This window comes from Pseudomonas sp. AKS31, from assembly GCF_023634765.1.
Lineage (GTDB): Bacteria > Pseudomonadota > Gammaproteobacteria > Pseudomonadales > Pseudomonadaceae > Aquipseudomonas.
Map to the genome: position 1 here is coordinate 86,733 of NZ_JAMLFX010000007.1, position 12,013 is coordinate 98,745.

13 protein-coding genes and 4 tRNA genes are annotated in these 12,013 nt (G+C 57.6%); 12 read left to right on the plus strand and 5 right to left on the minus strand.

Annotated elements, in window-relative coordinates; translation table 11 throughout:
* Positions 1 to 21 precede the first annotated feature (21 nt).
* Positions 22 to 1,254: a serine/threonine transporter SstT gene (gene sstT, locus M9827_RS18895; RefSeq protein WP_250606590.1), complete on the minus strand. Its 1,233-nt coding sequence runs from the start codon at positions 1,252 to 1,254 to the stop codon at positions 22 to 24.
* 336 nt (positions 1,255 to 1,590) lie between these two features.
* Between sstT and M9827_RS18900 the strand changes: the two genes are divergently transcribed.
* Positions 1,591 to 2,754 carry an MFS transporter gene (locus M9827_RS18900; protein WP_250606591.1) on the plus strand — a complete coding sequence of 388 codons (1,164 nt, stop codon included), beginning with the start codon at positions 1,591 to 1,593 and terminating at the stop codon, positions 2,752 to 2,754.
* On the opposite strand, the gene nhaR is transcribed toward M9827_RS18900, so the two are convergent.
* Complete coding sequence (gene nhaR, locus M9827_RS18905; protein WP_250606592.1) at positions 2,749 to 3,648, minus strand: transcriptional activator NhaR; 900 nt, start codon at positions 3,646 to 3,648, stop codon at positions 2,749 to 2,751. The genes M9827_RS18900 and nhaR overlap by 6 nt on opposite strands.
* A gap of 133 nt (positions 3,649 to 3,781) precedes the next feature.
* On the opposite strand from nhaR, the gene M9827_RS18910 reads away from it, so the two are divergent.
* Positions 3,782 to 4,024 carry a hypothetical protein gene (locus tag M9827_RS18910; protein ID WP_122597351.1) on the plus strand — a complete coding sequence of 81 codons (243 nt, stop codon included), beginning with the start codon at positions 3,782 to 3,784 and terminating at the stop codon, positions 4,022 to 4,024.
* A gap of 29 nt (positions 4,025 to 4,053) precedes the next feature.
* A complete protein-coding gene (locus M9827_RS18915; protein WP_250606593.1) occupies positions 4,054 to 4,803 on the plus strand; it encodes a TerC family protein in 750 nt (249 codons plus the stop codon).
* A gap of 253 nt (positions 4,804 to 5,056) precedes the next feature.
* On the opposite strand, the gene M9827_RS18920 is transcribed toward M9827_RS18915, so the two are convergent.
* On the minus strand, positions 5,057 to 5,227 hold the full coding sequence (locus M9827_RS18920) for a hypothetical protein (protein ID WP_250606594.1): 171 nt from the start codon (positions 5,225 to 5,227) through the stop codon (positions 5,057 to 5,059).
* A 232-nt stretch (positions 5,228 to 5,459) separates the two neighbouring features.
* On the opposite strand from M9827_RS18920, the gene M9827_RS18925 reads away from it, so the two are divergent.
* The 3 genes from M9827_RS18925 to M9827_RS18935 all read left to right on the plus strand — a co-directional run bounded on the left by M9827_RS18925 (position 5,460) and on the right by M9827_RS18935 (position 6,649).
* Positions 5,460 to 6,131, plus strand: coding sequence for a peptidase C39 family protein (locus M9827_RS18925; RefSeq protein WP_250606595.1), 672 nt, complete (start codon positions 5,460 to 5,462; stop codon positions 6,129 to 6,131).
* An 89-nt stretch (positions 6,132 to 6,220) separates the two neighbouring features.
* A complete protein-coding gene (locus tag M9827_RS18930) occupies positions 6,221 to 6,427 on the plus strand; it encodes a DUF6021 family protein (protein WP_250606596.1) in 207 nt (68 codons plus the stop codon).
* A gap of 12 nt (positions 6,428 to 6,439) precedes the next feature.
* Entirely contained in the window at positions 6,440 to 6,649 is a 210-nt protein-coding gene (locus M9827_RS18935; RefSeq protein ID WP_250606597.1) for a hypothetical protein, read from the plus strand.
* 51 nt (positions 6,650 to 6,700) lie between these two features.
* Here M9827_RS18935 and pbpG read toward each other — a convergent pair whose 3' ends face one another.
* A complete protein-coding gene (pbpG, locus tag M9827_RS18940; RefSeq protein ID WP_250606598.1) occupies positions 6,701 to 7,639 on the minus strand; it encodes a D-alanyl-D-alanine endopeptidase in 939 nt (312 codons plus the stop codon).
* Between the two features lie 230 nt (positions 7,640 to 7,869).
* Positions 7,870 to 8,724: a bifunctional methylenetetrahydrofolate dehydrogenase/methenyltetrahydrofolate cyclohydrolase FolD gene (gene folD / locus M9827_RS18945; protein WP_007917331.1), complete on the minus strand. Its 855-nt coding sequence runs from the start codon at positions 8,722 to 8,724 to the stop codon at positions 7,870 to 7,872.
* A 275-nt stretch (positions 8,725 to 8,999) separates the two neighbouring features.
* Between folD and M9827_RS18950 the strand changes: the two genes are divergently transcribed.
* From M9827_RS18950 to clpP, 6 genes are all read left to right on the plus strand, one after another.
* A tRNA-Arg gene (locus M9827_RS18950) sits at positions 9,000 to 9,076 on the plus strand.
* A gap of 32 nt (positions 9,077 to 9,108) precedes the next feature.
* Positions 9,109 to 9,184 (plus strand) — tRNA-His (locus M9827_RS18955).
* Positions 9,185 to 9,241: 57 nt separating this feature from the next.
* A tRNA-Leu gene (locus tag M9827_RS18960) sits at positions 9,242 to 9,326 on the plus strand.
* 77 nt (positions 9,327 to 9,403) lie between these two features.
* Positions 9,404 to 9,479: transfer RNA gene (locus M9827_RS18965), tRNA-His, on the plus strand.
* Positions 9,480 to 9,881: 402 nt separating this feature from the next.
* Positions 9,882 to 11,192, plus strand: a complete 1,311-nt coding sequence (gene tig / locus M9827_RS18970) for a trigger factor (RefSeq protein ID WP_242207556.1) — start codon at positions 9,882 to 9,884, stop codon at positions 11,190 to 11,192.
* Between the two features lie 93 nt (positions 11,193 to 11,285).
* Positions 11,286 to 11,921, plus strand: a complete 636-nt coding sequence (gene clpP / locus M9827_RS18975; RefSeq protein ID WP_007951559.1) for an ATP-dependent Clp endopeptidase proteolytic subunit ClpP — start codon at positions 11,286 to 11,288, stop codon at positions 11,919 to 11,921.
* Positions 11,922 to 12,013: the final 92 nt, after the last annotated feature.

Consider the following 12,013-nt stretch of genomic DNA (forward strand, 5'->3'; position numbering starts at 1 on the left):
CGCTCCCACAGGGTAAGACGGTTACGCAGTACGTTGGGCTTTCGCTTCCTCACCCAGGCAGGCCGCAGCGGTGAACAGCACGTCTGTCGACGAGTTCAGCGCGGTCTCCGCCGAATCCTGCAGCACACCGATGATGAAACCGACTGCTACCACCTGCATGGCGATTTCGCTCGGAATGCCAAACAGGCTGCACGCCAGCGGAATCAGCAGCAGCGAACCGCCAGCCACACCCGAAGCGCCACAGGCACAAATCGCCGCAACAACGCTGAGCAGGATGGCGGTCGGGATGTCCACGGCGATGCCCAGTGTGTGCACGGCTGCCAGGGTCAACACGGTGATGGTGATCGCCGCGCCAGCCATGTTGATGGTCGCGCCCAGCGGGATCGACACCGAATAGGTGTCTTCATGCAGGCCCAGACGCTTGCTCAATTCCAGATTGACCGGAATGTTCGCCGCCGAGCTGCGGGTGAAGAACGCGGTGATCCCGCTTTCACGCAGGCACTTGAGTGTCAGCGGGTACGGGTTGCGACGCAGTTTCCAGAACACGATCAACGGGTTCATCACCAGCGCCACGAACAGCATGCAGCCGAGCAGCACGGCCAGCAGGTGCGCGTAACCGATCAGTGCGCCGAAACCGGAGGTGGCCAGCGTCGAAGCCACCAGACCGAAAATGCCCAGCGGCGCGAAGCGAATCACCACACGCACGATTACCGTCACGCCATTGGACAGATCACCCAGCACTTCGCGGGTGGTGTCGCCGGCATGACGAATCGCGATGCCCATGCCGATCGCCCACGCCAGAATGCCGATGAAGTTGGCGTTCATCAGCGCGCTGACCGGGTTGTCGACCACGCTCAACAGCAGGCTCTGCAGCACTTCGCCGATACCGCCCGGCGCCGTCACCGAGACGTTGTCGGTCGACAACACCAGGTGCGACGGGAACGCCATGCTCGCGACCACCGCCACGACTGCTGCCGCGAAGGTGCCCAGCAGATAGAGGAACAGGATCGGGCGGATATGGGTTTCCTGACCGTGCTTGTGGTTGGCAATCGAGGCCATCACCAGCACGAACACCAGAATCGGTGCGACGGCTTTCAATGCAGATACAAACACTTTGCCGATGAACGCCGTGCCTTTCGCCGCTTCCGGGGCGAACATCGCCAGGGCGATACCGGCGATCAGGCCGATGACGATCTGCGTGACCAGGCTGAGGTTTTTCAGGCGTTGCAGTAGAGAAGGGGATGAAGCGGTCATAGCGGCATCTCTGATTTTTTATAGGGTGCAAGGTTGCGTAACGCGATGGCAAAACAGGGGCAGGCCACCGCCACGAACCGAAAGTGTTGTCGCGACATCAACGCCAATAAACCGGTCGTTGAACAGGCTGTACGTTTTTCAGGGCGCGGACTTTATCACAGCGTAGGCCTTATCCTTCAGGCCTGTGACGATCTGCCACCGGATCAGGCAACAAAGTCGGCAGGTTTGTGCAAGTCAGCCCGGACACACTCTGTTAAGATTGCGCATCCTTATTTTCAAATTCCGCCAGCGGGCCTCCGGGTCAACGCTGGTGTCGTCGTTTTGCTGGAGTTGCGCATGCTGTTGCCCATTCTTCTGTTGTCCGCTGCCGGCTTCACGGTGCTGACCACGGAATTCGTCATCGTCGGCCTGTTGCCGGCGATCGCCCGAGACCTCGAAGTCACCATCCCGCAGGCCGGGTTGCTGGTGACTCTATTCGCTTTTACCGTGGCGATGTTCGGGCCTTTCTTGACCGCGTATTTCGCCCGCTTCGAGCGGCGCAAACTGTTTATCAGCATCCTGATCATGTTTGGCCTGGCCAATACCGTGGCGGCGCTGGCGCCAAATATCTGGGTGATGGCGATTGCCCGGTTGATCCCGGCGCTCGGTCTGCCGGTGTTCTGGGCCCTGGCCAGTGAGACCGCCGTGGACATCGTCGGCCCGGACTTCGCCGGTCGTGCGATCGCCAAGATCGGCTTCGGCATTGTCTGCGCCACGGTATTCGGCATCCCGGTCGGCACGCTGATTTCCGATGCGTTCGGCTGGCGCAGTGCCTTTGGCATTCTGGCGGTGATCGCGTTTGCCAAGGCATTGTTGCTGTTTGTTTATCTGCCGAAAACCAGCCTGCATCAACATCAGGTCAGCTTCCGCTCGCAATTCAAGATCCTGCGCAGTCCGCTGATGATCGGCCATATCCTGCTGTCAATCCTGGTGTTCAGCGGCATGTTTACCGCTTACACGTATCTGGCCGACATTCTTGAGCGCCTCGCCGGGTTCAACGGCACCGTGGTCGGTTGGTGCCTGATGGCGTTCGGTGCAGTCGGGCTGATCGGCAACTCCCTGGGCGGTCGTGCGGTGGACCGGCATCCGCTGGGGGCGTCGGTGTTGTTCTGCGCGTTCATGATTGCCGGCATGGTCTCGCTGGTGCCGAACATTCATTCGCCGCTGGGCTTGGCGGTGGCGATGGGGATCTGGGGCGTGACCCAGGCCGCGTTGTTCCTGGTCAGCCATGTGCGCCTGATGAAAGCCGCGCCGGAAGCGCCGGCCTTTGCCGCCTCGTTGAACATCGCCGGGGCCAATCTGGGGATCGGCCTGGGCGCCATCGTCGGTGGCCGGGTCATCGACAGTGCGGGTCTGGGCTTCCTCGGCTTTGCCGCCGCCGGGTTCATTTTGCTGTCAGTGTTCCTCGCCATGGTGCTGATGACGCTCAAGCCGCGCGAAATGTGCGCCGAGGCCTCATAACGCGGTAAACAGCTCGCGTCGGGCACCTTCGGTAATCGCAACGATGCCGGGGTGCTTGACCTTGCGCTCCACCGAAATGGCATAGAACGACTCGGTCACCGCGTCGGTCTGGCCAATCAGTTCGACGCCGTACTGGCGCTTCACTTCATCGGCAATCACGCTCGGGCCGATAAAAATCCCGCTGCCGGATTGGCCGAAGGCCTGCATCAACGCACTGTCATCGAACTCGCCGACGATTTGCGGCTGGATCTGCTGCTCGGCAAACCAGCGCTGCAAGCGGCTGCGCACCACGGTTTCCGGCCCGGGAATCAACAGTGGTGCACCGTGCAGGTTGCGTGGGAAGTCCTGACCGTATTTTGCTGCCAGTTCCGGGGTGGCAAAGAAACTTATCCCGCACTCACCGAGCTTCTGGCTGTAGCCCTTGATGTCCAGGTGTGAGGGCATCGGACTGTCGGAGATCACCAGATCCAGGCGCTGAATCGCCAGATCGGCGAGCAAACGTTCGAGTTTGTCTTCGCGGCAGGTGATGCGCAGTGGCTCGTTCAGCTCCATGGTTGGCGCGATCAGGCGATAGACGATGGATTTCGGCACCACGTCAGCCACGCCGACGCGGAACAGAATTTGCTGTTCGTTGGGCTGTGCGCGCAGCATCAGTTCCAGTTCACCGCCCAGTTGAAACATTTGCTCGGCGTAGGGCAGGGCTTGTCGCCCGGCTTCGGTCAATTCGAGTTGTCGGCCGACCCGTCTGAATAATTCGATGCCGTAAGTCTGTTCGAGCAAGGAAATCTGCCCGCTGATGGTTTGTGGAGTCAGGTTCAGTTGCTCGCAGGCGCGCACAATGCTGCCGGTCTTGGCTACGACCCAGAAGTAATGCAGTTGTCGGTAATTGAGCATGGTGTTCTACAGTTCGTGAAAACCGAAGTATAGCCGCTAAAAATACGAATTTTACTGAAGTGTTTGTCTCCCTAGAATGCCCAGCCATCGACGGGTGGTCTATGGCCCTGTCTGTTCATTCGAAGGAAGCCTCATGAAATACACCATCCCCGCATTGATGTTTACGTCTTTACTGCTTCTGGCTGGTTGCGATCAAGCCGAGAAAAGTGCCCAGCAACTGATGGGCAAAGCGGCTGAAAGCGCCAAGCAAGCGATCGACGACACCCATAAAGCCGCCGAGCAGGCGCTCAGCGATGCCACCGGCGGGTTGATCGAGAAGAAAGAAACACCGGAAAAAGATGCGGAACAATCCGAATCTTCCTCCAAGACCATCTAAACCGTCTTACACAGAGTCAGGACTGACCCATGGAATATCTGTTAGAACTCGCCGCCAGCCCCACCGCCTGGGTTGCTTTGGCCACACTGGTGGTGATGGAAATCGTGCTCGGCATCGATAACCTGATCTTTATTTCGATCCTGACCAACAAGCTGCCCGAGCAGCATCGGCAGAAAGCCCGCCGCATCGGTATCGGCATGGCGTTGATCCTGCGTCTGGCGCTGTTGAGCACCATCGCCTTCATCGTGCAGTTGACCGAGCCTGTGATCGAGATCCTTGGCCATGCCTTCTCCTGGAAGGACATGATCCTGATTGCCGGTGGCCTGTTCCTGGTCTGGAAAGCCACGACCGAGATCCATCACAGCATGGACCCGGCGCCGGAAGATCCGAAGTCGGCGACCTCGACGGTCACCTTGGGTTTTGCCGCAGCTATCGGCCAGATCCTGATGCTCGACATGGTGTTCTCGATCGACAGCATTATTACTGCGGTCGGCATGACCGAACACTTGCCGATCATGATCATCGCGGTGGTGGTGTCGGTACTGGTGATGCTGTTTGCTGCTGAGCCGCTGGCCAAGTTCATCAACGACAACCCGACGGTGGTGATGCTGGCCCTGGGCTTCCTGATCATGATCGGTATGACCTTGATCGCTGAAGGCTTCGGCGCCCATGTACCGAAAGGTTATGTGTATGCGGCCATGGCGTTCTCGGCCGGTATCGAGGTGCTGAACATGATGTCGCGTCGTGCGAAGCAGAAGAAGCTGGCTGAGCACGCGTAACCGCCAGTAAGCCAAAAAGGCCGCTTGAACTGAGTTCAGGCGGCCTTTTTTTATTTCGGGTTTTCTATGTTCTGTAAGGCAAGCCCCTCACCCCAGCCCTCTCCCGAGGGAGAGGGAGCCGATCTGTGTGGTTTTCAAACTTGAGTTCAGCTCGGTATTTCAGGTCGACGTAATTCGAGCTTGTCACTCGGTCAGTCCCCTCTCCCTCTGGGAGAGGGCTAGGGGGAGGGGCTTCTCGCTTTTGACGTAATCCTCAATGCGCGGCGGCGTGGCGTACCCGGTGCTTCTCGTTTTTTTCAACCGCAGCAGATTGAACCGGATGGTGATGATGGCGCCGCGAAATCCGCAGCACGCCCCACAACATGGCAGTGGCCACGGCCAGCCAGCCGGCAATCAACATCACAATGGTCATGGTCAGGCTCATCAGTGCCTCCTCTTTGCCCTGCATCGGGCGCCTACTTTCAATTCGCTCTGTTTCAGTGACAGTCTAGACAATAGGGTGTTTCAGACTATTGACCAAAGGTCGGTGACGACCAATCAGTTTGCTCTATGCAATCGGTATGTCTGCGGCTTAAGGCTATACCGCAGCCTGGCGTGGCCCTATGATCGCAGGCGTTGCCGGAACACGATGACCGGCGTCTGAACAGAGAGTGATGATGGTGCAGGTATTTTCCCGAATTCGTGCGGCGCTGCTGGTGGCGGGTTGTGCGGCCGTGTTGGCCGGATGTGCAGGTACTGTAGCGCCCGAGGTCAAGCGTCTGCCGGAGCGGGTCGAACTCAGCGGCACGTTCTATCGCGGCGAAGCCAATCAGAGCGGCCCGCAAGTGCTGGCCAGTCTGTTGTCGCAGCAGGGCATCGTGATCACCCCGGGGCTGCTCGAGAAACCTCTGCACTTGCCGGGTGCCGAAGACAAGTTGCAGCAGAACCTGCAAAACCTTGCCCGCGAATACGGCATGGTGGTTTATCCGCTGGACAGCAACCTGCCCGCGCTATTGACCCAGGTGGCAGCGGGGTATCCGGTGATGGTGCGTTTCAGTGAGGGTTCGGCCTTCTGGGCCGAGCCGCGATACGCGATCCTGTCCGGTTACGATCGCAACAAACAGAAGGTCTTGCTGCGCGCCGGCATGAACCGTCGCGAACTGATGAGTTTCAGCGCCTTTGAGTCGGCACTGGAAAAGTCCGGTGGCTGGGCCGTGTTGATTCAGAAGCCGTCGCAGATCCCGGCGGCCGTCGACCGTCAGCGCTGGCTCAAAGCGGCGGATGAACTGGCCCAGGCCGGTCAGGAAAACGAAGCGGCGCAGGCGCGCAAGGCGCTGGCCGCCCATTGAGTCTCCGTTCGTCATTTGCCGGGCACGACTGCGCCCGGCAAGCCTCCTAATAATAGAACCCGTGTTCCGCGGGTGAATCAGGAGGCGACATGACAAATTCCCAAGCACCCAAAGGCCCGCACTCGTCCGAGCATGCTTCGGGAGATGATCTGGGATTTGATCCGGACTCGCCCGACCTCGATGATCCACAAGTCGATCCTGTCGGCCCCGCCAAGGCGCCCCTCGACGTCGAGCCCGGCGAGGACGCCAAGAAGCCGGCCAAGCCTTATGACCCGTTAGCCAATCTGAAACCTTGAAGTGAGGTGCGTATGAGTACCGATTCGAGCTTCGATGACCAAAAAAAACCGGACAGTGTTCCGACGACGCCAGAACCTGAGATTGATCCGGTGCTGGACCCGGACAGCCCGTTGCGCGACCCGATGGCCCGGCCCAATGTGCTCACGCCTGAGCCTGCGCGGGATCCAAGCGCGGGCGATGGCATCCCTGATGATGACAAGATGCCGCTGCCCAATGACTGATTCACAGATGAAAAAAAGCCCCGAGGATTCGGGGCTTTTTCTTGTGCGAAGTTACTTGGACGCTTCAACCACGCCGCTCTGGCGCGATTTGAGGTTTTTCTCGGCCTTGTATTGCTGAGCCACCGCAGGAACGCTGGCGCTCCTGCCGGTTTCGACCCAGCTGCGAATGCGGCTGGCGTCGGCAAAGTGGGTGTATTTGCCGAACGCGTCGAGAATCACCAAAGCGACCGGGCGGTTGCCCATTCTTGTCACCAGAACCAGGCAATGACCGGCAGGATTGGTGAAACCGGTTTTGGTGATCTTGATGTCCCAGTCGGCTTTATTGACCAGGTGATCGGTATTGCGGAAACCCAAGGTGTAGTTGGGTTTGCGGAACGACACGGTCTTTTCCTTGGTGGTGGTGAGTTCGCTGAGGATCGGGTATTTGTGCGCGGCCACCAGCAGCTTGCTCAGGTCGCGGGCAGTGGATACGTTGCGCTCCGACAGACCTGTCGGCTCGACGAAGTGTGTGCTGGTCATCCCCAGTGCCTTGGCCTTGGCGTTCATCGCTGCGATAAAAGCTGCGTAGCCCCCCGGATAGTGGTGCGCAAGACTGGCGGCCGCACGGTTTTCCGAGGACATCAGAGCAATCAGCAGCATCTCGCGGCGCGGCAGTTCACTCTTGAGTTTGACTCGGGAGAACACGCCCTTCATTTCCGGCGTGTTGCTGATATCGACATTGATCCATTCGTCCATGTTTTGCCGGGCTTCAACCACAACCAAACCGGTCATCAACTTGCTGACAGAGGCGATCGGTACGATCACGTCAGGGTTGCTGGAGTAAATGACTTTGTTGGTCTGCATATCCATGAGCAGGGCGCTGCCGGAAGCGATCTTCAGGGTCGAAGCATCACGTGGGGCAGCGGTGGTTTCCGCAGCGTTGATCGTTGGCGTGATGAATGTGCCTGTAAAAGCAAAAAACAGGCTCAGAATCGAAAGACGAATTTTCACGCGGGCGAACTCATAAAGGTTGGATATTCCGTTAGTTTGTAACGGGTTATTTCTTCAAAGCGTCGCATTCTAGGAGTATGGCTGAAGATCTGTCGATGGTTGTTTGAGCGGCCTGAAAATCTCGTGAAAAGACCTGTAAAAAGAGGGGTTTCCGGCGAACGGTTACAGTTTTTTCTCAGGCATGAAAAAACCCGCACAAGGCGGGTTTTTCTTATTGCTGAAAGTACCGATCAAGCGTGCAGGGTTTCTGCCGCATAGAGGGTGTTTTCCAGCAGGCAGGCGCGGGTCATCGGGCCTACGCCGCCCGGTACCGGGGTGATCCAGCCAGCGCGGGGCAGGGCGGTTTCGTAGACAACGTCGCCGACCAGTTTGCCGTCGTCCTGGCGGTTGATACCGACGTCTATCACGATCGCGCCTTCCTTGATCCACTCGCCTTTGACCAGACCCGGCTTGCCGGCGGCTACCACTACCAGATCGGCACGACCCACGTGGCCGGCCAGATCCTTGGTGAAGCGGTGGGTCACGGTCACGGTGCAACCGGCCAGCAGCAGCTCCATCGCCATCGGACGACCGACGATGTTGGACGCGCCGACAACCACTGCGTCCATGCCATAAAGATCAGCGCCAGTGCTTTCCAGCAAGGTCATGATGCCTTTAGGCGTGCATGGACGCAGCAGCGGAATGCGCTGGGCCAGACGGCCGACGTTATAAGGGTGGAAACCGTCGACGTCTTTGTCCGGGCGGATACGCTCCAACAGTCTGGAGGCGTCCAGGTGCTCGGGCAGCGGCAACTGCAGCAGGATGCCGTCGATTGCAGGGTCGTCGTTGAGGCGATCGATCAGATCGGTCAACGCGTCTTGCGTGGTGTCGGAGGGCAGGTCGTAGGCTTGAGAGAGGAAGCCAACCTCTTCACAGTCTTTACGCTTGTGCGAGACATAAACCTGAGAGGCAGGATCGCTGCCGACCAGGATCACCGCGAGGCCGGGAGTGCGCAGGCCTTGCTGGCGACGCTCGGCAACTCGTTGGGCGATCTGCTGGCGCAGGCTGGCGGCGATCGATTTGCCGTCGATTAGTTGTGCAGTCATTGCGCGTGATTAACCATCGAGAGGGGAAAAAATGAGAACGCATTCTCGCATGTCGAGCGGTGGGGGCAAAGGCGCTTGGTCAGCAAATTCCTCTAACCCCTTTAATTAAATGAATTTTTTTCAAAAAGGATTTGACGACCTTCGGAGCGCTCTATACTATTCGTCGCACTTGTCGGGCACAGCCTAGCACTGGTTAAGAAGGTGAAGCGGAATCAAGGTTCTGCAACACTGGAAAGCACTTAGTTTGTAGTCCTTTAAGAGTACAGATTAATAAGGCGCCCGTAGCTCAGCTGGATAGAGCATCCGCCTTCTAAGCGGATGGTCGCAGGTTCGAGTCCTGCCGGGTGCGCCATTAGGCAGCATTGGCACAAGTAGCGCGATATGGTGGGCGTAGCTCAGTTGGTAGAGCACGGGATTGTGACTCCCGTTGTCGTGGGTTCGATCCCCATCGTCCACCCCATATTTCGAAAGGCGCCAGATGTAACAGTCTGGCGCCTTTGCTTTAAAAGCTTCATCCGCGGATGTGGTGGAATTGGTAGACACACTGGATTTAGGTTCCAGCGCCGCGAGGCGTAAGAGTTCGAGTCTCTTCATCCGCACCAATTAAAGCTTCATTCATGTCTTCGGGCTGGTGAGGTTTCAACAAAGAAGTTGTTTGGCTTTTTTGTTACGCAATATGGTGGGCGTAGCTCAGTTGGTAGAGCACGGGATTGTGACTCCCGTTGTCGTGGGTTCGATCCCCATCGTCCACCCCATATTTCGAAAGGCGCCAGATTTAACAGTCTGGCGCCTTTTTTGTTTTAGCGCTTCTGAAAGGCGGCGATTGCCGGTTTCGGGGTGCAGGGGCAGGGCGCTTCGTCGTATTTATGTTGCTCGATGATGCTGTGCTGCTCGCCGGACTTGCTTGCAGGTTCGGCCGTCAGGGACTGATTGGCAGCCTCTTCTATATATAGAAGCGGTTGGCGCAGAGCCCTGGCGTGATTGGTTGTATTCGCCTGTGGGACGCGCTGCATCCGTGCATCGATCCCTATAAATTGCCTGCTGTTTTTTTACCCGTTTTCAGTAGGGTGACTTCTTGAGTTTGACCCACTAGAATGCATGCCCTTGATTCTGGGGTCGGAAACGGCCGGCTAACGTCTGTGCAACGAGGAATATCCATGCAAGTTTCTGTTGAAAATACTACTGCTCTCGAGCGCCGCATGAGCGTCACCGTGCCGGCTGAGCGCATCGAGACTCAGGTCAACAAGCGTCTGCAACAGACTGCCCAAAAGGCCAAGATTGCTGGCTTCCGTCCAGGCAAAGTGCCAATGAGCGAAATCAAGCGCCGTTTCGGTGCTGATGCTCGTCAGGAAGCTGTAGGCGACGTGATCCAGTCCTCCTTCTACGAAGCTGTGGTTGAGCAGAAGCTGAACCCTGCTGGTTCGCCATCGATCGAGCCTAAATCGCTCGAAGCTGGTAAAGACCTGGAATACGTTGCTGTATTCGAAGTGTTCCCTGAGTTCACCGTTGCCGGTTTCGAAGGCATCACTGTTGAGCGCCTGAGCGCTGACGTGGCTGACGCTGACCTGGACAAAATGCTCGACATCCTGCGCAAGCAGAACACTCGTTTTGAAGTGGCCGATCGCGCTGCCCAGAACGAAGACCAACTGAACATCGATTTCGTTGGCAAGGTTGACGGCGAAGTATTCGCTGGTGGTTCCGCCAAGGGCACTCAGCTGGTGCTGGGTTCCGGCCGCATGATCCCGGGCTTCGAAGAAGGCCTGGTTGGCGCTAAGGCTGGCGAAGAGCGCGTTCTGAACCTGACCTTCCCAGAGGACTATCAGAACCTGGACCTGGCTGGCAAAACCGCCGAGTTCACCGTGACTGTCAACACTGTTTCCGAGCCTAAGCTGCCTGAGCTGAACGAAGAGTTCTTCGCTCAATTCGGCATCAAGGAAAGCGGCATCGACGGTTTCCGCACCGAAGTTCGCAAGAACATGGAGCGTGAACTGCGTCAGGCGATCAAATCCAAGGTCAAGAATCAGGTAATGGACGGTCTGCTGGCCACCAACCCGATCGAAGTGCCTAAGGCTCTGCTGTCCAACGAAGTTGACCGTCTGCGCGTGCAGGCTGTTCAGCAGTTCGGCGGTAACATCAAGCCTGACCAACTGCCGGCCGAGCTGTTCGAAGAGCAAGCCAAGCGCCGCGTCGTGCTGGGTCTGATCGTTGCTGAGGTGGTCAAGCAGTTCGATCTGAAGCCTGACGAAGCTCGCGTTCGCGAAATGATTCAGGAAATGGCTTCCGCTTACCAGGAGCCTGAGCAGGTTGTGTCGTGGTACTACAAGAACGAGCAGCAACTGAACGAAGTGCGTTCGGTTGTGCTGGAAGAACAAGTTGTGGATACTGTTCTGCAGAAAGCTAGTGTGACCGATAAAGCGGTCTCTTACGAAGAAGCAGTCAAGCCGGTAGAAGCTCCAGCAGCCGACTGATTGATTTAGCGCTAAGAAGTACACACCATAAGCCAGCTCTCGAGCTGGCTTATGCGTATTCAAGACATAACTATTTGGGAGCGACTGCAGAGCATGTTCCGTAATTCTTATATTCAGCAGAACTCTGATATCCAGGCCGCCGGCGGCCTGGTCCCGATGGTTGTCGAGCAATCTGCTCGTGGCGAACGCGCCTATGACATCTATTCGCGCCTGCTCAAGGAGCGAGTGATCTTTCTGGTTGGTCCGGTAGAGGACTACATGGCCAACCTGATCTGCGCGCAACTGCTGTTCCTTGAAGCGGAAAACCCGGACAAGGACATCCATCTCTACATCAACTCACCGGGCGGTTCGGTGACAGCGGGCATGTCGATCTACGACACCATGCAGTTCATCAAGCCGAACGTGTCGACCACCTGCATCGGCCAGGCCTGCAGCATGGGTGCGTTCCTGCTGACCGCAGGTGCCCCGGGCAAGCGTTTCTGCCTGCCGAACTCGCGCGTGATGATTCACCAGCCACTGGGCGGTTTCCAGGGCCAGGCGTCGGACATCGAAATCCACGCCAAGGAAATCCTCTTCATTCGCGAGCGTCTGAACACGCTGATGGCCAAGCACAGCGGGCGTACTCTGGAAGAAATCGAGCGCGACACCAATCGCGACAACTTCATGAGTGCAGAAGCTGCGAAGGAATATGGCCTGATCGACGAAGTGATCAACCAGCGCCCAGCTTAAAATAAGCAGCTCAAAATAGGCTTGGTCGGCTTGTCTGATCAGCGGCGGGCTTGAAAAAGCCCGCAATAGCCTTCATCTTGTGTTGCAAGCCT